The 23,299-nt window shown below is 45.6% G+C and carries 16 protein-coding genes and 1 tRNA gene; 9 read left to right on the top strand and 8 right to left on the bottom strand.

The window, feature by feature from the left end; genetic code table 11:
* Positions 1-27: 27 nt before the first annotated feature.
* The 3 genes from GJQ68_RS06010 to rho all read right to left on the bottom strand — a co-directional run bounded on the left by GJQ68_RS06010 (position 28) and on the right by rho (position 5,550).
* Positions 28-1,497 (bottom strand): T9SS type A sorting domain-containing protein, encoded by a 1,470-nt coding sequence (locus GJQ68_RS06010; RefSeq protein ID WP_162416401.1) that lies wholly within the window; start codon positions 1,495-1,497, stop codon positions 28-30.
* Positions 1,498-1,763: 266 nt separating this feature from the next.
* Positions 1,764-3,467 (bottom strand): fibronectin type III domain-containing protein, encoded by a 1,704-nt coding sequence (locus tag GJQ68_RS06005; RefSeq protein ID WP_162416400.1) that lies wholly within the window; start codon positions 3,465-3,467, stop codon positions 1,764-1,766.
* Between the two features lie 316 nt (positions 3,468-3,783).
* Positions 3,784-5,550, bottom strand: coding sequence for a transcription termination factor Rho (rho, locus tag GJQ68_RS06000; protein WP_162416399.1), 1,767 nt, complete (start codon positions 5,548-5,550; stop codon positions 3,784-3,786).
* A gap of 277 nt (positions 5,551-5,827) precedes the next feature.
* Here rho and GJQ68_RS05995 point away from each other — a divergent pair, with 277 nt between their 5' ends.
* On the top strand, positions 5,828-6,922 hold the full coding sequence (locus GJQ68_RS05995; protein WP_162416398.1) for an AI-2E family transporter: 1,095 nt from the start codon (positions 5,828-5,830) through the stop codon (positions 6,920-6,922).
* A gap of 6 nt (positions 6,923-6,928) precedes the next feature.
* Here GJQ68_RS05995 and GJQ68_RS05990 read toward each other — a convergent pair.
* Positions 6,929-7,010 (bottom strand) — tRNA-Leu (locus GJQ68_RS05990).
* Positions 7,011-7,152: 142 nt separating this feature from the next.
* Positions 7,153-8,118 (bottom strand): glycoside hydrolase family 43 protein, encoded by a 966-nt coding sequence (locus GJQ68_RS05985; protein WP_235941134.1) that lies wholly within the window; start codon positions 8,116-8,118, stop codon positions 7,153-7,155.
* Between the two features lie 388 nt (positions 8,119-8,506).
* On the opposite strand from GJQ68_RS05985, the gene GJQ68_RS05980 reads away from it, so the two are divergent.
* The 8 genes from GJQ68_RS05980 (at position 8,507) to GJQ68_RS05945 (ending at position 19,881) form a co-directional block, all read left to right on the top strand.
* On the top strand, positions 8,507-11,545 hold the full coding sequence (locus GJQ68_RS05980; RefSeq protein WP_394351280.1) for a SusC/RagA family TonB-linked outer membrane protein: 3,039 nt from the start codon (positions 8,507-8,509) through the stop codon (positions 11,543-11,545).
* A gap of 28 nt (positions 11,546-11,573) precedes the next feature.
* Entirely contained in the window at positions 11,574-13,079 is a 1,506-nt protein-coding gene (locus GJQ68_RS05975; protein ID WP_202927884.1) for a RagB/SusD family nutrient uptake outer membrane protein, read from the top strand.
* 156 nt (positions 13,080-13,235) lie between these two features.
* Complete coding sequence (locus GJQ68_RS05970) at positions 13,236-14,276, top strand: ThuA domain-containing protein (RefSeq protein WP_162416395.1); 1,041 nt, start codon at positions 13,236-13,238, stop codon at positions 14,274-14,276.
* A 43-nt stretch (positions 14,277-14,319) separates the two neighbouring features.
* Positions 14,320-15,171, top strand: coding sequence for a sugar phosphate isomerase/epimerase family protein (locus GJQ68_RS05965; RefSeq protein WP_162416394.1), 852 nt, complete (start codon positions 14,320-14,322; stop codon positions 15,169-15,171).
* Positions 15,172-15,229: 58 nt separating this feature from the next.
* Positions 15,230-16,054 (top strand): sugar phosphate isomerase/epimerase family protein, encoded by an 825-nt coding sequence (locus GJQ68_RS05960; protein WP_162416393.1) that lies wholly within the window; start codon positions 15,230-15,232, stop codon positions 16,052-16,054.
* On the top strand, positions 16,055-16,861 hold the full coding sequence (locus GJQ68_RS05955) for an alpha/beta fold hydrolase (protein ID WP_317174412.1): 807 nt from the start codon (positions 16,055-16,057) through the stop codon (positions 16,859-16,861).
* Positions 16,862-17,035: 174 nt separating this feature from the next.
* Entirely contained in the window at positions 17,036-18,166 is a 1,131-nt protein-coding gene (locus tag GJQ68_RS05950; protein ID WP_162416392.1) for an FG-GAP repeat domain-containing protein, read from the top strand.
* A 137-nt stretch (positions 18,167-18,303) separates the two neighbouring features.
* Positions 18,304-19,881, top strand: coding sequence for a calcineurin-like phosphoesterase C-terminal domain-containing protein (locus tag GJQ68_RS05945; protein ID WP_162416391.1), 1,578 nt, complete (start codon positions 18,304-18,306; stop codon positions 19,879-19,881).
* Positions 19,882-20,046: 165 nt separating this feature from the next.
* Here the strand turns inward: GJQ68_RS05945 and GJQ68_RS05940 are convergent, their stop codons facing one another.
* From GJQ68_RS05940 to GJQ68_RS05930, 3 genes are all read right to left on the bottom strand, one after another.
* Entirely contained in the window at positions 20,047-21,177 is a 1,131-nt protein-coding gene (locus tag GJQ68_RS05940; protein WP_162416390.1) for a DUF922 domain-containing protein, read from the bottom strand.
* 61 nt (positions 21,178-21,238) lie between these two features.
* Entirely contained in the window at positions 21,239-22,330 is a 1,092-nt protein-coding gene (locus GJQ68_RS05935) for an Ldh family oxidoreductase (RefSeq protein ID WP_162416389.1), read from the bottom strand.
* An 86-nt stretch (positions 22,331-22,416) separates the two neighbouring features.
* Complete coding sequence (locus GJQ68_RS05930; protein ID WP_162416388.1) at positions 22,417-23,049, bottom strand: 3-keto-disaccharide hydrolase; 633 nt, start codon at positions 23,047-23,049, stop codon at positions 22,417-22,419.
* Positions 23,050-23,299 lie beyond the last annotated feature (250 nt).

Raw genomic sequence — 23,299 nt, 5'->3', positions numbered from 1 at the left:
TCTCCGCATATGATTTACCGGAAATGCTTATTTTTTTAAGATTTTCAGGACCTGCCGTTGATTCCCCCAATGGATATGAAAAAAATAAATTCCTGTGGGTAGGGTCTTCATTTTATCCGGCAACTCCCTGTTAAGACGGTCCAGTGCGCTGCTTTTAAGCGATGCCGCCAGCCCGAAAGGCCCGTAAATATCCAAGTCAATGGGCTCCCCGTTATACTTATCCTGGTTCAAAACCGAAATCTTGGTTTCCCCTCCGGTACTGGGGTTCGGGAAAAACATCCAGGTACCCGATTCCAAATTGGTTCCGGGAATAGCCAGTGCCAACACCTCTCCAATAAACGTGTGCTCGCCGTTAAGGTCCACCTGCACCAGACGGTAGTACATTCTCGATTTAGAGAGGGGTAACTTTCCATCCCAGAATTCATAGGTTCCCTTTTCAGTAGTGCTGCCTGTTCCTTCTACTTTTCCCAACGATTCGAAATGCTCGGTGCTTCCAACGGCCCTTTCGATAATAAAATGGCGAAGATCCTCTTCTTTACCAGTCACCCAGGTCAGCCTTGCTTTTCTGAGCCCTTCGTGAAACACCAGCTCCTGATCCAGCAGTGCTACCGGAAGTACGCTGCAATCAAAAAACTTCCCTTCATCAATTTCTTGAGTACTTCCTCCTTCTTCAGGGGGAGGGAAAGTCCCACACACAAATATTTTGGAATTTTCATCGGCAATAACAATAGCATTGCCTGCCACAATAACATCGTTTTCAACATACACTTCACTAGTGCCGCCAATCGTAATTCCGGTATCCCCCCGAATATCCATATTACGGTCTATGACTACCTGAGAATCTCCGTAGGTGTTAAATTGATGATTCGTTCCCCCTGTAACCAACAAATCCTGAGTGCGAAAAAAACCCCAAGTATCAATTTGAGAAGAATTTCCCGAATATTCAGTTGGTCCTTCACTTATAATGGCTCCTCCTTGCAAAACTTTCAAATTAGCCCTGTTTTCTATTTCAATGGAGCCTACTGTCACCATACCCAGGCCATCACCTCCCAAATTCAAAACAGTCGAAATCGAAGTACTTCCCTGAGAAAGGGTCAAGGCTCCCGCTACATTGATAAAGGATTCCCCTTCCAACGAAAATAGGATGTCTTTCCTGCCTTCTATGGACAAGTTACCGGAAAAAGTGACCTCAGCGCCCGCTCCCACCGTTAGCGAGGCAAAAGTACCCCCCAATTCAATATCCACTGGAATTACCAAATCATCGTTTATGACTACCTCCACCTTACATCCCCCCGTAGGGGCATAAGGTGGCCAATCTTCATTTTCAGCGCAATTAATTGGCTCATTCAGAGGGGTTTTATTCCAGCAATTACCATCTTCCCAGACCTTTGAACAGCCGGCTGCTAAAGGAGTGTATTCATAAACCTGAGCATTTACCTGTAGCTCAGACAAAAGCATGCCCAAAAAAAACATGAGAAACAGAAAATTCTTGGGCATAAAATCGCTGGTAAAAGGGGTTTTGAATACATTTTTATGTATTATATTCCCCGAAAGTACGCGATTTCCCAACCAATTACAACCGATAAATGTATTTTAAATACATTTTTACCTAATTGAATAACGTTTTAATTACTACCAAATTAACTTTCCGGCCTTGGTTACCCTTTCCAACTACCTGGCGCACAATGCAAACCTTTAGTGTATTGAAGCCTTTCAAAAAAGCCGGGACCTATAATACTTGCCTATATAAAAATTCCAGGCACTTATACCTTTAAAATTTTTAGCCGGTAAACTTGTTCCTCATAAACCAATTCCAAAACACAAACACCTTTTGACGCTTTCTGGATTATTTCCTGTAGCCACTGGTCCAGTGCCATCCCAACTTCACCTTCAAAGGAAGCCGATGCGGTTGCGTGTGAAAAGCGGGCACTTACCGGGCCTGAAACATAACCGGAACTCAGCTTTACCTGTAAATTTGACCCGTCACTGGGATTTGGGTAGGCTGTCCATTGAATGAGATCCGGGCTTTGATTGACCACTTTTACTGATTTTACTTCGCTAACCGCACTGCTCTGCGTAAAATCTACCTGTCTGATTCTGTAATAAACCATGCCCTGAACTCCTTTCAATCCTTTATCCTGAAAAGAATATCGGGATCCGGTGTTGGTCCATCCTGCAGCGGCAACTTCTCCGATGATTTCAAAATCCTGCACGCCGCCTATCGATCGTTCAATCTCATAATGACTGCTGCCAATTTCTTTGGAAGTTTCCCAAACCAATTGGTGCTGCTTGTTTTCTACCGGGCTTACCGTAAATGATTTCCAAACTACGGGAAGGGTGAAACAACCCGGTCCGTAAAAGGAATTATTTTTGAGCGCCACGTGATAGGTATCTTCTTTAGTAGAATTGGGGTAATCACAGATAAAAAACCCAGCATTATTGCTCCCCTTAAGACTGGCACCATTTGAGGCATTCAATTTCCCTCCAACAAAAAGTTCAGTATTATTGGAAAGGTCAATGGTACCGTTTGTCATTGTAACGTCTTTTATAATAATTCCTTTGGCAAAATTCTCTAATTCTATCTTTGCTCCACCGCTTTTAGATAAATTTCCTCCAAAAGTAAATTCGGCACTGTTTCGCGCAAACAAGGATCCACCATTTCCCATTGTGACATCTCCCATAAAGCTTCCATTTGAGGTTCCCTCTAAACCAATCGATCCACTATTCCCGGTAGAAGTTTCCCCCTCCACCAGTATAGTGCCTTTTCCATCTAAGTTTAACGCTCCATTTTGAATGAATAGATCTTCCTTTACGATTGCTCTTCCATTTTGAGAACCCACATTCACCGTACCTCCAGAGGTAAAGTTCATAGCATTGGTTTCAAAATCTCCGTATACATTTAGGGTGGCTTTATTTTTCAAAGTAGTGGTCCCCAATACTTCCAGTATGCCGCCTTCCTCAACGGTAATGGTAGGTTGGTTGTCCCCAATTACCAGCTCGTTTATCGTTAATTTTGCATTGTTGGGAACCACAATATTTACCTTCCGATCAATGTCAAACCGGCCAGTCACCACCAATTCCGCCCCCTCTGCCAATACGATTTCTGGAACGGATCCACCCCCGTTGATAATCAAGTCCCCCTTAAATTCCAGCTTGCCGTTACTTCCGAGTTCTATTTTGGAAAATGTACCACTCCCAAAGCCTTGAGCATTTCCATCAAATACCACCTCATGGTTTATGGATACCGCTACCGGACAGCCCCAGCTTTTGGTAATGGGAGGATACCCAATGCTGATGTTCTGGTTGGCTCTACAAGAAGTAACACTGTTCCAGGTCGCATTTACATTCCATTTACCATCCCCTGAGCTGGTAAATTCCTGAGCATTGGCTTGACCAAAAAGAAAAAATACCAACAGGGCAGTGAAGAGGTTAACCAGGGGTGGAGTAGATTGGAAAAAGGTTTTCATAGCTGTTATTTTAATATCACAGCATAAAATTACCTTTTCGTTTTCCCGTTCAGGAAATTAATCGTCCAAGGGCAACCATCCGCAGTTGAACAAGGTAAAATAACAGATAAATGTTTTTCAAATAATGTTTTTTGCTTTTCAGAATATATTTTTTGCTTTTCTTTGCAAATCAAGACCACGTCTGGCTACCCGAAATATTCCTATTGTTCATTTGCGAGGAAATGCGAATAGCTAAACATAGGAGTAGCGTATAGGCATAAAAAAAAGCCCGGCAACACCGGGCTCTAAAGAAACTATTTTTAATCCGTAAAAAGGATTACCCATTCATACTGATAAGAAATTCAGAATTGTCTCTGGTTCCTTTCATGCGCTGCAGAAGGAATTCCATGGCTTCCTGCGATGTCATATCCGACATGATCTTCCTGAGGATCCAAATCCGCTGCATTTCTTCCTTGTCCATCAACAGATCTTCTCGTCTGGTACCTGATCCCGGTACATCGATGGCAGGGTAGATTCGACGGTTGGATAGTTTTCGGTCCAGTGACAGTTCCATATTGCCTGTTCCCTTAAACTCCTCAAAAATGACTTCGTCCATTTTTGAACCGGTCTCTACCAAAGCGGTGGCGATAATGGTCAGGGAACCTCCGTTTTCTACGTTTCTGGCAGCGCCGAAAAATCGCTTCGGCTTGTGCAACGCATTGGCATCCACTCCTCCGGACAAAATCTTTCCTGACGAAGGCACCACGGTATTATGCGCTCTGGCCAATCGGGTGATAGAATCCAGCAATATCACCACATCATGTCCACACTCCACCATTCTTTTAGCTTTTTCCAGCACCAATGCGGCTACTTTTACGTGCCTTTCGGCTTGCTCGTCAAAGGTCGAGGAAATCACTTCTGCCTTTACCGAACGGGCCATGTCCGTCACTTCCTCAGGTCGCTCGTCAATCAATAGAATCATCAGATGCACCTCCGGATGATTTTCGGCTATTGCATTGGCAATTTTTTGCAACAGGACTGTTTTTCCTGTTTTTGGTTGGGCTACAATCATGCCCCGTTGTCCTTTTCCTATCGGTGCAAAAAGATCGACGATACGGGTAGAGTAATTGTCGTGTTTGGTGGTCAGACTCAAACGCTCCTCCGGAAATAAAGGAGTGAGGTATTCAAACGGAATCCGGTCCCGAATCTCATCTGTGGTCTTGCCATTGACGGTTCCGACCTTGAGCAGGGCAAAATACTTTTCACCTTCTTTAGGCGGCCTGATCTGCCCCTGAATGTTGTCTCCTGTTTTTAGTCCAAAAAGTTTAATCTGAGAAGGAGAAACGTATATGTCATCTGGGGAAGCGAGGTAATTGTAATCCAGCGACCTTAAAAAGCCATAACCATCGGACATGATCTCCAGCACACCTGAATTTTCAATGATCCCATCAAAATCCTTGATGGTAACGGATGTCTTTCGTTTGGGCGTATAGTTCGAATCAGGCTGTGGGGAATCGTCATTATCTCTGACATTTCTCTTTTTTGGGAAATCCTGCTCTGAGGAAGGTGGAGTGCTGTCCTCATTTCCGGATTTCAATTCTTCCACATCGACTACTGCCCGGCGTCTTGGGCGAAAACTTCTTCCTTTTCCTTCCTCACTTTTTCCGGCCCCCTTATTTCCCTGGTCCTCGCTTTTCTTATTATCCGATCGATCTTTTGATTTCCTTTCGGGAGGGGGTGATTTCTTCTCTTCCGACTTAAAGGGCTTTTCGGCTGCCTTTTTTGGCTTATCTTCTTTCTCGGCCGCATCCTTTTTTTCTTCCTTAGGAATTTCAGTTACGTTCTGTCTTCTGAATTTGGGCTTTTCTTCATTTGCCGCCCTCGTTTCTGCGGATACACTCGAACTACTGTCCACCGTTTCCTCTTCTACCTTTGTGGGTTTCTTTTTTGGAAGCGATTTCTCAGGTGTAATTGCCTGCTGGTCCAAAATGGCATAAACCAAATCTTCTTTTTTTAAAGACTTGAAATTTTTAACCCCCAACTCCTCTGCGATTTCTTTTAATTCAGACAATAGCCTGATTCTTAATTCTTCTATGTTATACATAAAAAACGTGTGAATGTAATTCTAGACTGTGTAAATGATGAAATGGTATGTATCTTGATTGGTATAAAAAGGTATACAGACAATACTAAAATCTCCAGGATGGTGATCTTCTGCTTTTCTTGACGTTACAATATTACATCAATCGCCACTAATACGCAAATTTTTAGCTAATTGTTATTTAAATCGTCATGGTCAACCCACTGCATATTCCTTGCCGGAATTTTGGTTAAGTAGTTGCCTTATTCTTAATTTTAACTACTAAAACCATTTTCAAATCATGGAACCAACCAAACCCCACCCCATTCAGTTGACCGCTTATTCCTTACTTTCCGTTGCGTTGGTTTTATGGCTCATGCATGTGGGCTCTTTTATATTGGTACCCCTGATCTGGGGAGTGTTTTTTGCCTTTGCGCTTTATCCTATTACCAAGTGGCTGGAAAATAAGCGATTCCCCAGATCCATGGCCATTGCGTTGAGCATTGCGATGATCAGTATCCTGGGTGCCGGCATTATTTACGTTTTGGTGAACCAAATGATCTTACTTATTGCGGATATTCCTGAGATAGGCACCCGGCTGAGCAACAAACTGACCCTTTTCCAGGCAGAAGTAAGTAAGGTGTTTGGGTTTACAGAAACAGAAGGTTTGGAACGTTGGAATACTTTCAACTGGCTGCCACTCGACAATCTTAATAATACGATTTTCAGTACCGGTAAATCCCTGACCTTAATTGGTATAATTCCCCTTTACATTTTTTTATTGTTGTACTACAGGGATTTTTTTGTAGCCTTTTTGCTAAAAGCTTCTTCCAGAAGCAATGAAGCCATTTTAGCCTGGGTTAGCGATTCCGGAAAGGTCATTCATGCCTACCTGGTGGGCATGCTGAAAGTGACCTTTTTAGTCTCCATTTTGGCAGGGATCTATTTTTACTTTATTGGGATCAACTATTACCTGCTCTTTGCCCTATTTATTGCCATTATGAATCTTATACCTTATATAGGAGTGATTGTCAGTTCCGTTCTGGTGATTTTGTATGTATTTCTTACCACGGACACCTTTTTACTTACTATTATTACCTTGTTGGTCCTATGGGGCATCCAATTGCTGGAGAATAATCTAATCACCCCATTGATCGTCGGATCTAAGGTGAAGGTAAATGTCCTGGTAGTCGTATTAGCGATTTTAATAGGGGGCGGCATCTGGGGAATATCCGGGATGGTACTGTTTATCCCCCTGGTAGGAATACTCAAAATCGCCTTCGACCGCATTCCCGGTTTGCAGCCTTATGGCTATTTATTGGGAGATGATTTCCCCGTTTTGGAAAACAACCAAAATTTTATCAAGCTCCTACGGAAAAAATGGAGCAAGAAATAAAACATGTGCGCACGAAAGGATTCGAACCTTCACACCCGAAGGCGCTGCCACCTGAAGACAGTGCGTCTACCAATTTCGCCACGTGCGCATGTGAATGCAAAAATGAAAAATAAATTGATTTTCCGCAATGAAAAAGGAATTTATTCCCACCCTATCAAATCGTTTATTTTTTCATCCCCGCTATCAACCCACTCAACCCACTCAAAATCAATTCAATGCTTGCTTATTAGCTACCTGGCAAATGGTAGTTGGTCAAATAATGATTTATCCACCTTAAAGACAGTCCCATGCCGGCTATCCACCGGAAAGTTTATTCGGTTGGATATATCAATCCAGTTTTCCAAATCGGAGGACATCACGGCCCCCATGTCCTTCTCTATGTATTTGTCAAAATAAACCAACCAATAATCTCCCACTTTGGTGACCGTTGGACCTTCCGCCCAGTAATTGCCGGTAATAGGCACTCCGGCAGGACCATAAGGCCCCGTTAATTTTTGGCTTTTGGCTATTCTTATGTTTTTTCGGGGAGGCTCTCTTGTCTCGTCTTTAACAAAAAGAAGGTATTCCCCATCAATTTCCTGAATCGTGCCGTCAATGACATTGAATCCCGGTTCGTAAAAAAGCTTGGTTTCGGAAAAGGTTTCAAAATCTTTTGTTGTGACATAATATTGCCGGTGATTGTATCCGTTTTCCTCCTCAGATTGAGTTTCCGGGTACAGGCCACTGATGGTGGTCGACCAGTAAATCAAATACAGGTCCTCTTTCTTATCATAAAACAATTCCGGAGCCCAGGTATTTCTGGCATCCGGCTCGTGCGCCATCACCGGAATAAATTGCTGTTCCGACCAATTGACCAGATCATCCGAATAGGCATGCCCCAAGCCCTTTTCATTCCAACTAACCGTCCATACCATATGAAACCGCCCGTCTCTCCCCTTTACAATACAGGGATCCCTCATTAATTTATCCTCCCCCACGGTGGGGGTTAGCAGTGAATTGCCTTTTTCAAGCGGCTTGAATTGGTATCCATCCAGAGAGTAGGCCAGGTGCAGGCCGTCCTCTCCATTTCCAGTAAAATAGGAAAACATATACACTTCCTGCTTCGCCTGGTAAGCGGTGGAGCTGCAGGACGGAAGAAGAGCAACACAGCCCAGAATCAGGACAATAAGCGAAAGCCTTAAAAGAGTAAGCATCATTTTATGTTTGGATTTGCTGGGAATAGCCAGAAACAAAGATAACAAATAATTGGTCCCTGACTCCCGTCAGACGCATGTTCATGATAACATGATAAAAATCAGTTGCCACCCATCTACAAATCTGCACAACTAATCCTCAAATCACCCCTTTTATAAAATAGTATTGGGTAATAATAGCCTAAAACATTCCATAATATTCATAAGCAGGATAGTACAGGATAGAATATTTGTAAAAGGTATGGAAATTTATATTTATATATCACAGTACTAATTTAGTTTTAAAATTTAAATTTATTTAACCAATTAATCAATAAACCTAAAAGTTATGGAAAAATTTTTCCTTGAAAAATTAAAGTACGGGATAGCCGTGTTCGCCTTTTCGCTCCTCATGATCGGCGGTCAGGCTATGGCCCAGGGGCAACGGACCGTGTCGGGGACAGTCCTGTCTCAGGAAGATCAGGAATTAATTCCGGGTGTTTCTGTATTGGTAAAAGGTACTACCCGCGGAACCGTCACCGACATCGACGGTGAATTCAGCCTGGAAGCAGCAAATGGAGAAGTGTTGGTAGTCAGTTTTATCGGCTACGAGACCCAGGAAGTAACCGTCGAATCGGGAATGGACCAGATAGAAATTTTCCTCAACTCGTCCTTTTCTGATTTATCAGAGGTCGTGGTAGTAGGATACGGTACCCAGAAAAAATCCGATCTGACCGGAGCCGTTGGTTCCGTGAGTGCCGAAGCACTACAGGAGCGACCGTCTGCCTCATTAAACCAGGCACTGTCGGGAAGAATCCAGGGTGTAAATGTATCGGTAAACTCCGGACGTCCCGGAGGCCGAGCAAATATACGTATCCGAGGCAATACCTCAGTAAGTATCGCAAACGATCCCTTATATGTCATTGACGGGGTTATTATCCATGCAGCCGGTCTGGCGAATGGAAGTACGCCCATTGACTATATCAATCCCAATGACATTGCCTCTGTAGAAGTGCTAAAGGATGCTTCTGCTACCGCCATATATGGCGCAAGGGGAGCCAATGGTGTCATATTGGTCACCACCAAAAGGGGTAGTACCTCCGGAGGAGTCATCACTTTTGACACGGATGTGAGTGTGGGAGTCCTGCCCAAAAAGATCCCCTTACTGAACTCCGAAGAGTTTTTGATGGTAGAGGATATCGCGTACCAAAATGCCCAGAAATACGACCCTACAGGCTGGGAAAACGGCATTTACAGAGATCCCCAATTAAAAAGGACCGACCCGCGGTTATTTGATGCCAACGGCAACCCCTTGCACGATACCGATTGGCAAGATGAGTCCTTCAGGCAGGCTGTCACCCAAAATTACCAATTGGGATTGACAGGGGGCAATGAAAAAGATTCCTATGGAATTTACGTAAACCACCGAAATGAGGAAGGCCTGATGCGTGGTTCTTACCTGAAGCGCTATGCCGGAAGGTTCGTTTTTGACAGCCAGATAAAAGATTGGCTAAAAGTGGGTGGTACGCTTAGTTATACGGATCAGAAAGAAAGCCAGGTAGACCCTTTGGGCGCCGGAGGCATCATTGCCATGCGGCAGGTACTGGAAGCCTTACCCATTATCCCGGTTAAATACGATGATGGCAGTTGGGCCGGAAACGAAGATTACCCGGGCATGGAGGGTGGCAACAACCCGCTTCATGTGGTAGAAGACCGGGTGTACATGGTAAATACCCAGACCATGCTTGGAAATCTGTACGCAAACTTTAGCCTGGCACCGGGACTCGAAATGCGTTCTGTTTTGGCCACCAATATCATTAACCAGCGAGTCGACTATTACGGAGGTCGCATGCTTAACTACATAGCCAGAAACCAACGGGGAGACGCATCGGTCATGAACGACCGGTTGAATTCCTGGCAGTTCGAAAATTACCTGACGTACAATACGGATATCGACGAAAACCAATCCATCAACGCACTTCTGGGGATATCCTGGCAGCATGTGGACCGGTTTAACAGTACCGCCAGGTCGCAGGATTTTCAAGATGATTATTTCAAGTTTAACAACCTCGGTGCTGGAGCCAATGTATTCCAGACGCTTTCCGGTACCTCGGCCTATGGATTGAATTCCTATTTCGGAAGGTTTAATTATAACCTTAAAGAAAAATACCTGCTGACCTTTACCGGACGGATAGACGGTTCCTCCAAGTTTGGAGCAGCCAACCGGTATGCCGTTTTCCCGTCTGCTGCGCTGGCATGGAGAGTTTCCGAGGAAGATTTTCTTAAAGACAACAGCATCATTTCCAACCTAAAACTAAGAAGTAGTTACGGGGTGACGGGCAACTCTGAAATCCCAGCCTATCAGGCACTTGCCGGTATGGGAAACTACACGGTGATTTTCAATAATTCCAGATCCATCGGTTTGGGAATCAACCGACTGTCGAATCCTGACCTGCGCTGGGAAAAGACCTTCCAAACCGATATAGGCTTAGAACTTGGCTTATTCAATAATCGGCTCACCTTTGAATTGGACCTTTATCGCAAGCTGACCGAAGACATGTTGCTAAACGCTCCGGTACCATCCAGTAGTGGCTACACTCAGGTCACGCAAAACATTGGAAGTATGGAAAATAAAGGGGTGGAATTTGCTTTGAATTCCGTAAACATGGTTAACAAAGATTTCCGATGGGATACCCACTTCAATATATCCAGAAACCAAAACGAGGTGTTGGAGCTAACGGGAGGCGCTGATATTTTCTCAGGATCCACCATCATCCGTGAAGGCGAGCCTGTGAGTTCATTCTTTGGGTTTGTCCATCAGGGAACCTGGGATACGGACGAAGCCGATCTGGCCGCTCAGTATTTTAAATTACCGGGAGACATCAAGTACGAAGACGTGAATGGTGACGGAGCCATCAATGATAATGACCGGGTAATCATCGGCCAGGGTATTCCGAAGGGATTCGGCACCCTGATGAATACCTTTCAATACAAAAACTTCGAACTGATGGTAGACCTTCAGTTCATGTATGGCAACCAGGTGTTGTGGAGAAGCAAGCACTCCGCAGAAGACCGGCAGGGAATTGCCAATAGTTTCAGAACGGTATTAAATGCCTGGACTCCGGACAATCAAAACACGAATATCGCACAATTGAGGCCCCTGACCGCCGGATACAACACCTTTAATGATTCGGACAGGGCACAGGATGGATCCTTTCTACGAGGTCGAAACTTGTTATTTGCCTATACGTTCGAGCCGGATTTGATTCAACGGATCAAATTAAACCGACTTAGAGCCTTCGTATCGGTACAGAATTTCTTCCTGAGCACCAAATTCCAGGGATATGACCCCGAGGTTTCCACCTCCGGATCGCCTTTTGACCAGGGAGTCGATCTGTATTCCTACCCAAAACCAAGGGTATTTATGCTGGGAGTAAACATAGCTCTGTAAACCGTAACGCTTGAAAAAAATGAAAATCATGAAAAAATATATCATAAAACTTAGCCGGGTATGTATCATCGGCTTTCTGATACTCACGGCCTGGGGATGTAACGAGTTTCTGGAAGAAACCGACAAATCCAATTTCACTCTTGAAAACTATTTTACCCGCCCCGAACATGCCACCAGCGTGGTGAATTCGATTTACCAAAGCCTGCAGCCAGTGATGCAAAGTGGTTTCGGCGGAGGTCCGTGGATGATGCTGGAATTTGCCACCGGGCTGGCCAATACCGAATTGGGACAGGCGCAAAACAGCCTCTTTGTTCGTAACCTGATCAATAACTCGGACAACGGCTACGGCCAAACTTACTGGACCAGTTCGTATAGGGGGATTGCCAATGCCAATCTGGCGATTGAGAAAATACCGGAAATAGACATGGACAATGCAGACCAGAATCAATTACTGGGTGAGGCTCGATTTTTCAGGGCCTACTATTACTTCAATTTGATTCGGATTTTCGGAAATATTCCATTGATTACCACCTCCATTGACCTGACCAGCCCGGAACTTTATCCGGAACCGGCAAGTACAGAAGCCGTTTACAACCAGATTGTTGCAGACCTGGAAGTGGCGGAAAATTCAGGCTTGCCCTGGAGGAATGTCAGCGGCAGGGTTTCTATGGGGGCTGTTAAATCGCTCTTTGCCAGCGTGTACCTGACCATGGCGGGATACCCGCTTCAGGGTGGCGATCAGTATTACCAACTTGCCGCAGAAAAGGCCGATGATGTCATCCAGTCAGGTGTCTTTGACCTTTTTGACGATTACAGCAAGCTGCATTCGGTAGAAGATAAAAATCTGGGGGAGCACATTTTCATGACCCAGTATGCTGCCTTTACGGTACCCTCCTCCTGGCAGGTTTCCATCATCCCCTACAATAGGGGTATTTCTGCCTATAGCGCGGAAACAGGTGGAATATTTGCCAATCAGGAATTTGTCGAATCCTTTGAAGCAGGAGACAAAAGAGCCGAGGAAAAGGAATTTTTCTACACGGAGTACAGTCTGGAATCTGACAGAAACACGATCATGGAGTTGGGAGACTATTACATCTGGAAACATTTTGACGAAGAGGCACAGCTCAATACAACTAGCAGCGGCCTCAATTGGCCCATTTACCGCTATGCTGAGATTCTCCTGATTTATGCGGAAGCAATGAATGAGGTGGACGGCCCCACTGCGGAAGCCTATGATGCCATTAACAGCATCCGCGAAAGAGCCAATCTGCCCGATCTGGAAAACTTAAGTCAGGACCAGTTTAGAGAAGCTGTTTGGAGAGAAAAATGGGTGGAACTGTGCTTTGAAAATAAAACTTGGTATGACATGGTGCGCTTAAGAAAGGCTTTCAATGTCAACACGCTTCAATTTGAGGATTACGTAGGACATGAGTTTTCCTATGGACCGACGCTTCGGGAAAGGGAGCTGCTTTTCCCCATACCTACTGCAGAGATTAGAAACAACGATAAGCTGACACAAAATCAGGGATATTAGACAACGGCTTAAAAAGATGAATTACAAAGGGGCGAAACGGGTAACAAAAACCCGGTTTGCCCCTTTTATCCTATATTAGCACATTAGATCCCCTATCATTAGGGAATGTTTCAAACAATTTGCTTAATTTAAATCTCCAAATAACTTATTTCCGACATGAAAGCACCGCGTGAAATCACCCCTACCACCACTCTTCGAACACTGGCATTACTGATTATTTTTGCCTTTAGCAGTATTCTCTCCATCGCCCAGCAGGAAAAATTGATGCTTCACTTTGATGGCGGGAATGGCCCCGGTAATGGGAAGAACATCGTATTGATTGCCGGAGATGATGAATACCGCTCGGAGGAAGGCCTTCCGATGCTGGCTAAAATTCTTTCCACCCATCATGGTTTTAACACCACCGTGCTTTTTCCAATCGATCCGGAAAACAACGAGGTAGTTCCCAATTACAAAAGCAACATTCCCGGAATGGAAGCACTGGAAGAGGCAGACCTGGCCATCATTCTACTACGTTTCCGGGAGCTGCCTGACGAACAGATGCGTTATTTTGATGAATTTCTCAAAGCTGGCAAACCGCTACTGGCACTTCGGACTTCTACCCATGCCTTCAATTACGGCAAAGAAAATACGAGTCCTTATGCTAAGTACCATTGGCAAAGCAAATCTCCCGGCTGGGAGAAAGGATTTGGAAGGAAAATCCTTGGAGAAACCTGGGTGGCTCACCATGGGCATCATGCGGAAGAAGGGACCCGGGCCTTGCTGGACGGCATTCAGGCCGCAGCCAAGAACCCAATATTAAATGGGGTAAAAGACATTTGGGCGGCTTCTGATGTCTATACCGTCACCAATATTGGCGAAGATGCCAATGTATTAATTCATGGAGCATCTACTTCAGGAATGACCCCGGAATCACCCATCAACTGGGAGAAATCCCTCATGCCGGTTGCCTGGACAAAATCCTATGCCCTGGAAGGAGGAAAAATGGGGAGGGTTTTTGCCAGCACCATGGGGGCATCGGTAGATTTGCTTAGTGAAGATTTAAGAAGGTTAATTGTAAATGCTACCTATTGGGGCTTGGACATGGAACCCCAAATTCCGGAAAAAGCGAATGTTTCCATCGTAGGAACCTACGAACCGACCATGTTCGGATTTGATAATTTCCGAGAGGGAATGAAAGTATCCGATTTTGAATAGTAAAGATAAAACCTGGTTTATTACCCATTATTAACAATACATCATGAATAAAATTGGATTTAACGTACTAGCCTGGTCTGCCGTCGTTTCAGATGATTTAAAGCCCATTATTGAGCGATTAAAAACCATCGGTTATGACGGAGTAGAATTTTTTGTAGGATCACCTGAAGAAAAAGCATATCAGGAAATCGGAAAGTTTGCCCGGCAGACCGGCCTGGAAACGACCACCGTCTTCGTGTTGGGTCCCGATGAAAACCCAATAGACCCGGATGCCAAGGTCAGGGGCAAGGCACTGGAAAAAATTAAATGGACCATCGACCGCTCCCACGACCTGGGTGCCAAGGTTATCTGTGGCCCCTTCCACTCCGCCTTTTCCACCTTTGCGCAGCGATCCCCGACAGCAGATGAATACAATTGGAGTGCAGAGGTATTACACCAGGCAGGGGACCATGCCCGGCAGGCAGGCATCACCCTTACTCCGGAAGCGCTAAACCGGTTTGAATGCTACCTTTGCAACACCATGGACCAACTGATTCAGTTGGTTAAAAAAGTAGACCATCCCAATGTGAAAGCCATGTTTGATACGCATCATGCTAACATTGAGGAGAAAAAACTGGGCGAGGCCCTTCGGAAAGTAGCACCCTACCTGGGGCATGTGCATATCAGTGAAAATGACCGGGGAACACCCGGATCCGGTCATGTGCCCTGGGACGATACCTTTTCTACCCTTGCCGAAATCAAATTCAGAGGCTGGCTGACCATTGAAGGGTTTACCAGAAATGATCCGGATTTTGCCAATTCCATCGGTGTCTGGCGGGAGTTCTCACAGCCCTGGGAAATGGCAGAAAACGGTTACCGTTTTATTAAGGAAATGGGAGAAAAACACGGATTATAACCCATTTTTTTTACCCGAAAAAAGAACCTTTTACCAAAACCTTAAACCAATACCTAAAATGAATACCTTACCTTTTCGCTTCGGAGCCGAGGTCTATACCTGGTTTATGAGCAATAATGGAGAAACCTACAAAGGCCAGTTGGGCCATATGATCGAGGTGATCTCCAAAGCTGGCTTCACCGGAATACAGCCCATTTTTACCTGGATGGGGCCTTTAGCGGATGCCAATCTGCTGGAAAAAAAACTCAAAGAGGAAAACATAGAATTGGCAGCAGTCGCCCTAGCCCTGGATTGGAACGGGACTGAAGAGACTGAGGAAGAAAAAAAGATTGCCGACGAGGCCATTAAGCTGTTGTCAAAATTTCCAGGATCGGTGCTCTGCACCGTTCAGATCCCCACTGGTCGCCACGACCTGGTACAGCGAAGAAAAAACCTCGTCAATATTGTGAACACCGTTTCTTCCCGGGCGACGGATCAGGGGGTAATCAGCAGCTTTCATCCTAATTCCCCTCATAGTTCCATCACCAGAACAGAGGAAGATTATCAGGTTATTCTGGAAAGCCTGGACCCCAAGGTAACCGGCTGGTGCCCCGATGTGGGGCATATTATCAATGGAGGCATGGATCCGCTGGCCAAGATGAAAGAATATAGATCCCTGATCAATCACGTACATTATAAAGATTGGGATGGAAATCCGGAATTCACCCTCATGGGAAATGGTAAGGTAGATTTTACCGGTATTACCCAGTGGCTGAAGGAAGAACAGTTTAATGGCTGGATTATCTGTGAAGATGAGGGGCAGGAAGCCTTAGAAGACCCCGATTTTGTAACCCTACACGATGGAAAATGGGTTCATGAGTCATTAATCCCTAGCTTAAAATAAATGATGTCAGTGGTACAAAGTAATGGAATTAACCTCCACTATGAGGAGAGGGGATCTGGCGATCCGCTATTATTAATCATGGGCATTACTGCCCCTGGGGCTGTGTGGGAAAAACACGTGGCCTATTGGGAAAAAAGCTTTCGATGCATTTTGGTTGACAACCGGGGAGTAGGCCTATCCGACAAACCTCCGGGGCCCTACAGTTCGGCACAAATGGCCGATGACTGTGCCGGTTTGTTGAAACACCTGGGCCTTTCGGATGTACGGGTGGTGGGTGTCTCCATGGGTAGCATCATTGCCCAGCAGTTGGCCATCCGGCACTCAAAGCTGGTAAGATCGCTGGTGCTTATGTGTCCCTGGGCCAGATGTGACCGCAAGGCCAAGGACATTTTCAGACACATGATGGACTGCAAAGCCCGGCTAAGGCCGGAGGAGTTTAGCCTCTACGTACAACTTTTGATTTTTTCTAAAGCCAGCTTTGATGATGACTCAGGTTACGAGGACATGGTAGCGGATCGGGAAAATGCGGCGTTGGATCCTACTCCCCAACCGCTGGTTGGCCTGGAAGGACAGGCGGAAGCCTGCATTCACCACCAGGTGCTGGACCTGCTCCCAGACATACAGCAACCAACCTTTGTACTGGGTGGTGAAGTGGATGCGTTTACTCCCCAGTGGATGACCCGGGAGGTAGCCGGGGCCATTCCCAACTCCCAATTACACATCTACCCTGGTAGCGGACATGCCTTCCATTGGGAAAATCTGGAGGATTTTAATCACCGGGTCAACCAGTGGTTGCTGGAAAACTAAAAGTGAATCGATTTGGTATTCGCTTTTTATTTTCGGCCTCCTCCGTTTTGTTTCGAGAAGGAAAAAGAAAGTATCCTTTAAATTTGAGCCTTCCGCTGGATAAGGCAATCAAATCTATTTCTCATGCAGGATAGTGCAGGATACTTTTTACACTCATTACCCTAACTTTCAGCTATGATTGGATATGTAAGTATTGCCTTGTCATTGATTTTCCTCAATGATGACCCCAAACCGGTGACTTTTGAAAAGCAACTGATCGCTATGGAGAGTGCCGAATCCGTAGGTGTATTTGATGTAGATGGAGATGGAATCCCTGATCTTGTCTCTGGAAGTTATTGGTACAAAGGGCCTGAATTTACCAAAAGACAGCTCATTGGGCAGGTAAAGCGGGTAAGTGAATATTTTGATGACTTTTCGACCATTCCCATGGATGTAAACGGAGACGGCAAAATGGATTACGTTACCGGAGGTTGGTTTGGCAAAACCTTGTTTTGGGTAGAAAACCCCGGAACGAACGGTGAATGGACGGTACACGAGATTGCCAATACGGGGAATGTAGAAACTTCCCGGGCCTGGGACGTAGATGGTGACGGACACCTGGACATCGTTCCCAACACGCCCAATCAGCCCCTCGCCTACTACTCCTTAAACAGAGATGCCGAAGGGAAGGGGACTCAATCATTTGAAAAGCACCCGGTCACCGATAAACACGGCCATGGATTAGGGTTCGGAGACATCAATGGCGACGGAAGAGGGGATTTCATTATTCCCGAAGGTTGGCTGGAGGCACCCGAAGACTTGAAAACAGGAACCTGGAAACTTCACCCCGCCTTTGAATTAGGCGGAGCCAGTGTACCCATCCTGGTGGAGGATGTGAATGGAGATGGCTTGAATGACCTTATCGTTGGTCAGGGCCATGATTACGGGCTCAATTGGTACGAACAGCGGCGTGAGGGAGGCCAAATTACGTTTACGAAACACCCCATTGATCCTTTTCAGTCCCAGTACCATACCATGGAATGGGTGGATATTGACAATGACGGGCAAATGGAATTGATCACCGGAAAGAGATACCGGGCTCACAATGGAAACGATCCTGGAGCAAACGATCATTTAGGCTTATATTATTTTAAGTGGAATGGAGAATCCTTTACCAAAAACATCATTAGTTATGGTCCTTTCGGGGAAGGCAAGGGGGCAGGGTTGTATTTTTCCGTGGAGGATCTGAACGGAAATGGGCTTCTGGATATCGTCGTTGCCGGGAAGGATGGACTGGTCGTCTTTCACAACAAAGGGTCCCGATGAGTGGCAACTCCTGTGAGGAAACCGGAAAAAATACGGATTCGAAACACTCAAAAAAGTAACGTTAATTTAATCCTTAACCAACCCTTGTCCTATTCAAATGAATTAATTTAGGCCTTTATAAAAAAAAAGCCAACCACATGAAAAAATTAATCCTCTTTTGCTGGTCCCTTGCCATCAGCGTGCAGCTCCTGGCCCAGGATCAGGTATCCGGAATCGTATATGAAGACAGCAATAAAAATGGAAAGAAAGAACGTCGCGAAAAAGGCATTCCTTCGATAGCTGTCAGCAATGGCGTTGACGTAGTACTCACAGATGAGAATGGTAAGTACACGCTTCCACTTGAAAACGACCAAATTATTTTCGTCATCAAGCCCACTGACTACGCTGTCCCTACCGGAGCGGACAAGTTGCCCAAGTTTTATTATATCCATAAACCGGAGGGGTCTCCGGAACTTCAATACGAAGGCGTGGCCCCAACCGGGAAACTGCCCAAGTCAGTAGATTTTGCCCTGTACGCCCAGGAAGAACCTGAGGAATTTACGGCCATGATTTTTGGAGATCCCCAGCCCTATACCCAAAAGGAATTGGAATTATTTGCTCAGGGAGTGGTGGAAGAAGCGAAAAACGAAACGGGTATCAGCTTTGGGATTAGCCTCGGAGACCTTTCCGGTGATGACCTGGACCTTCACCCCGGTTATGTAGAAATCCTCAAACAAACCTCCTGGCCCTGGTACAACGTCATGGGAAACCACGACATGAATTACGATGCCACCATAGATGCTCATGCGGATGAGTCCTTTGAAAAAACATTTGGGCCTTCTGCCTACGCCTTCAATTATGGAGGAGCTCACTTTATTGTATTGGAAGACATTTTGTATCCTGACCCCAGAGACGGACAGGGCTATTGGGGTGGCTTCCGCAAAGACCAGTTGGACTTCGTAGAAAACGACCTCAAGCAGGTAGACAAGGATCAGCTTGTTGTGCTTTCCTTTCACATTCCCCTGCTTCACCAAAATGAAAACTCCTTCCGGGACAGCGACCGAAAGCGTTTATTTGACTTACTGAAAGACTACCCTAACCGCCTGGCAATGTCCGCACATACCCACCTGCAGCGACACAATTTCTACACGGCCGAAGACGGCTGGGAAGGCGAAGGAAGATTTCATGAATACAACGCCGGAACCACTTCCGGGGATTGGTATTCCGGAAAACTAAATGCGGAAGGTATACCCATCTCCACTATGAGAGACGGTACCCCTAAAGGCTATGCCCTACTGAACATAGCCGAAAACAGCTATTCCATCGACTACAAGGTAGTAGGTAAACCCCGGGACTATCAAATCGGGATATACAATCCCAATGTAGTCGCCAATAACAGGGGGACATCCTCCGGAATATTTGCCAATTTCTTTATGGGAGACAAAGACGACCTGGTAGAATATAAAATAGATAATGGAGAATGGCGCCCCATGAACTGGGTAGAAGCACCGGACCCTTCTTTTATAGCCGATGTAATGGAATGGGATTTCATGGAGGAACTGGAACCGGGAAGAAGACCTTCTAATCCCGTCAACTCCACCCACCTCTGGAGAGGAAGTATCCCTACCAATCTTCCTGTAGGCACCCATACCATAACCGTCCGTGCAAAAGACATGTTTGGACGAACACACACCGCTACCAGCGAATATAAAATTGCAGAACCGGTATCTTATTAAAACAACCAACCGAACCTGCCTAAAAAAGTGGCCTCCCAGTACTGGGAAGGGCCACTTTTTTTGTTACGTCACTAGCATTTTTGTCTCAAAATTGAGCGGCTTAAACCATTTACCGTCAAAAAGGGCCGGTTTTTGCTTAGGCCATACCCATTAACGGGAGCCACTTCATTTTACCCCAAACCGGGCCAGTTCCTCATCAATTTTTTTATTCCATCTTTCCTGAGCCCTTCCGTTTAGTCCATGGGCCGTTTCCCTGTCGTATTGTTCCTGTAGCCGGTTCATCTCCCGATAGGCCTCCAGGTAATGGAAGGAAACGTTGCGATCATAATTATGAGGCTGGAGGTTCAGTTGTCGAACGCGCTCCTTAAGCCGCTCCACCACAATTTTCGCAATATCAAAATGCCGCTGTTCGTGGTTCAGCCCATAACTATTATTATCACCTTTTACCCAGGAAGAGCTTTTCAGCATATAGGTCTTGAATGTCAAGTCCACGATCACCTGTCCTTCTTCAATCCAGCTATTCCCTTCGTACCCTATACTGGCAAAGATGGAAGCTGTGTAATTGCTAAACCGGGGTCTTCCCGTGAAATCCTCCCAGGTTAAGGGCCTTTTGGGATCATAAAATACCGTATCATCTTTCGCCTCCTGCTGATAATCCCGGACCCGAACGGTGACGTTCCGGAGCAGTTTTATGTCTTTATCAGATTCATTTTCAATCCAGTCATTGAAATACTTCAGGGAATTATTGATGGATCGTTTGAGAACCGGGCCTATCAGGTAGAACTGGCGAACCCCTCTCTTATAACTTGCCCCCCCCTGGAAATCCAACAGGTGAACCAATTCTCCTTCCCGATCCAATTCAAATGAAAAATCAAGAAATACTTCGCCGGAGACCACCCCGGTTCCCGTATCCTGTAGCGTCTCTACAATTTTCAGATCCTTAATCCGGACGATAATGGGCCTTAATTGATCGTTTTGGGGAAGTACTCCAAAAAGATAATTCTCTAACGCGTTCATCGCTCCGCCTTCCAGGTCCACGGTTTCTAATTGGCTACCGCTCCTGGCATTTGGAACCAAAAATGCCACAGGAGACCGGTCGGTGCGGTCATCTATCAGGCCTTTGATATAGTATTCCTCTGGGACAAACAGTTGTGAGGTCACCTTCAGGGAAATAGGATCGATCGATGGCCATTCTTGCAGGGCTAGCCGGGGATATGCCACCAACGAATGCAGGTAGATCAGGGTAAAAAATCCTATTACCTTACATTTAAACCCGTAAAGCTGCCACTTTCTCATGAGCGATTTTCCTTTCTACCTGCCCTAACGCCAATTGGGTCGGGCAGGTTCTGTATCCGGCCTAATGAAGCGGAATACCCAGGGATGCCGATATTCCTTCCAAATCCTTAACCACAGGTACCTGTAGGGGAATCCCTTCTTTCATCCGGATTTTATAAGCAGCCCATTCCGGATCTCCGGGGATCTTCACGCTGGGATTATCCGGCAGATGGGCCGTTGCTCTTAAGGTTCGTATCCACTCATCCATCTCCTGCTTGAATGCCGCCAGGTCCCGGAAGCCTTCCACATCCCAGGCTCCAAAAAAATGCCCAATCCCCTTTCCCACTTGTTTTGCCGATTGCGGAGAATCAATGGCGAAGGGAATGGCATACGGCCCCCAGTTCGCACCACTAAGGACCGCACTCATAATATCCACCATCCCTCCCAAACAATAGCCCTTATGGCCCGAACCCTCCCGGGTACTGCCCAATGGAAGCAAAGCCCCTCCGTTCATCATTCGCTCGGGGAGTTCGGTGGGCTGCCCCCTTTCATCCAGGCACCATCCCAACGGCACCTTTTCACCTGCCCGATGGGCAATTTCCAATTTGCCGTAGGCAACCGTACTGCTGGCAAAGTCCATCAGCACAACGGGCTCCTTTCCTGTAGGAAAACCCATGGCCAGCGGATTGGTTCCCAACATCTTTTCTATCCCGTTGAAGGGCGCTACCCCTTTGGTGGTATTGGTCATGGACATTCCAATAAAATCCTGTTTCACCGCCATCAGAGGATAGTATCCGGCCGCCCCGTAATGGTTGGTATGACATACGGAAATAGAACCCTGTCCATGAAGCCTGGCTTTGGCTATCGCCATTTCCATGCATTTGGGTCCGATTACTAATCCCAATCCATTATCTCCATCCACGGTGGCTACCGCATGTTTTTCCCGGATTAATTTCAATTCTGGCCGGGGATTTATCTTTCCAACCTGCAACAAATCCACATAGGTCTTTAGTCGGGCAATACCATGGGAATCAATGCCATGCTCATCGCTATAAGCCAGGACATCCGTAGCCAGAAGGGCATCTGGCTCCGGTATACCGAAATGCGCAAAAACCCTGAAGGTAAACTGCCTCAGGTTCTCCGGGTCAAAATGTATCCGTTCCTCCTTGCTCATTATTATGGGTTAACTAAAAACATCCGACTCCCCTTAGCGGAAAACCGGATGTCAGAGTAAGATGCTGCCTGTTTTGGCTTACTGTATCAGGGAAGCGGCTTGATCATGATATCCTTGTAATGGATAACACTTTTGGGATCATGTGCCTGTAAGGCAATGGTGCCGCTGCTTAATCTTTTTTGACTATCGCCGATATCCCCCCTATCCTGCGCCTCGGTAAATTCATTGATTACTTTATCATTCACTTTTACCGTTACCTTGTCTCCTTGAACAATGATATGTTGGGTATACCATTCGCCGTCCGATACATACGTTTCTTTAACATCTTTGAAACTGTACACGCTACCGGTTTTTCTCCAGTCTCCGTGGGTCTGATTGACCTGGATTTCATACCCTTTTTCGGGCCAGCCGCCTTCCTGATAGGCTGTATGGATAAAAATACCTGAATTGGCATTGGGCATGGTCTTAACCTGCATCTTCAGTTCGAAGTTTTCAAAATCATGATCTTCTACTTTACCGGTATAGAACAAATGGGCCCGGGGTCCATCAATCTTAATGACTCCATCTTCAATGGAAAAAGATTCCGGATTTTCACTGATACTCCAGCCTTTGAAGGATTTGCCATTAAAAAGCTTGATCCAGCCGTCTTTATCGGCCTTCTGAGCATACAGGGAAACAGAAATGAAGGCAAGGAAAACAATACAAACTATTTTTTTCATCGGGATAAGAATTGGTTTATTGTTGTAGTAATGTTGAAAATTACTACAATATACGGTATTATTCAAGTATGTTCTTTGTTTCGGCTTTTTAAAAATTCCCCACAGATTCCCGTACAAAAGAATATCGTTGCCAAATTCGAAAAAGTAAAATTATAAATATCCTTTTGAGTAGTTCCAAACCGGATTTAAAATTATATGCAGTAAAGAGACATTAACTCCGTTTACTACCGTATAAATAAAAAATAATAGA

It is taken from the genome of Cyclobacterium roseum (assembly GCF_010119225.1).
Taxonomy (GTDB): domain Bacteria; phylum Bacteroidota; class Bacteroidia; order Cytophagales; family Cyclobacteriaceae; genus Cyclobacterium; species Cyclobacterium roseum.
Note: the sequence above shows the minus strand (reverse complement) of the source record. Positions and strands in the feature narration are given on the sequence as shown.

Bases quoted from the DNA above. Each gene is read 5' to 3' on its own strand.
- GJQ68_RS05965 (WP_162416394.1), top strand. From the start codon at position 14,320: ATGAATAAAATTGGATTTAACGTACTAGCCTGGTCTGCCGTCGTTTCA.
- GJQ68_RS05940 (WP_162416390.1), bottom strand. From the start codon at position 21,177: ATGAGAAAGTGGCAGCTTTACGGGTTTAAATGTAAGGTAATAGGATTT.
- GJQ68_RS05970 (WP_162416395.1), top strand. From the start codon at position 13,236: ATGAAAGCACCGCGTGAAATCACCCCTACCACCACTCTTCGAACACTG.
- rho (WP_162416399.1), bottom strand. From the start codon at position 5,550: ATGTATAACATAGAAGAATTAAGAATCAGGCTATTGTCTGAATTAAAA.
- GJQ68_RS05950 (WP_162416392.1), top strand. From the start codon at position 17,036: ATGATTGGATATGTAAGTATTGCCTTGTCATTGATTTTCCTCAATGAT.
- GJQ68_RS05930 (WP_162416388.1), bottom strand. From the start codon at position 23,049: ATGAAAAAAATAGTTTGTATTGTTTTCCTTGCCTTCATTTCTGTTTCC.
- GJQ68_RS05975 (WP_202927884.1), top strand. From the start codon at position 11,574: ATGAAAAAATATATCATAAAACTTAGCCGGGTATGTATCATCGGCTTT.
- GJQ68_RS06005 (WP_162416400.1), bottom strand. From the start codon at position 3,467: ATGAAAACCTTTTTCCAATCTACTCCACCCCTGGTTAACCTCTTCACT.
- GJQ68_RS05955 (WP_317174412.1), top strand. From the start codon at position 16,055: ATGATGTCAGTGGTACAAAGTAATGGAATTAACCTCCACTATGAGGAG.
- GJQ68_RS05945 (WP_162416391.1), top strand. From the start codon at position 18,304: ATGAAAAAATTAATCCTCTTTTGCTGGTCCCTTGCCATCAGCGTGCAG.
- GJQ68_RS05980 (WP_394351280.1), top strand. From the start codon at position 8,507: ATGATCGGCGGTCAGGCTATGGCCCAGGGGCAACGGACCGTGTCGGGG.
- GJQ68_RS05935 (WP_162416389.1), bottom strand. From the start codon at position 22,330: ATGAGCAAGGAGGAACGGATACATTTTGACCCGGAGAACCTGAGGCAG.
- GJQ68_RS05960 (WP_162416393.1), top strand. From the start codon at position 15,230: ATGAATACCTTACCTTTTCGCTTCGGAGCCGAGGTCTATACCTGGTTT.
- GJQ68_RS06010 (WP_162416401.1), bottom strand. From the start codon at position 1,497: ATGCCCAAGAATTTTCTGTTTCTCATGTTTTTTTTGGGCATGCTTTTG.
- GJQ68_RS05995 (WP_162416398.1), top strand. From the start codon at position 5,828: ATGGAACCAACCAAACCCCACCCCATTCAGTTGACCGCTTATTCCTTA.
- GJQ68_RS05985 (WP_235941134.1), bottom strand. From the start codon at position 8,118: ATGATGCTTACTCTTTTAAGGCTTTCGCTTATTGTCCTGATTCTGGGC.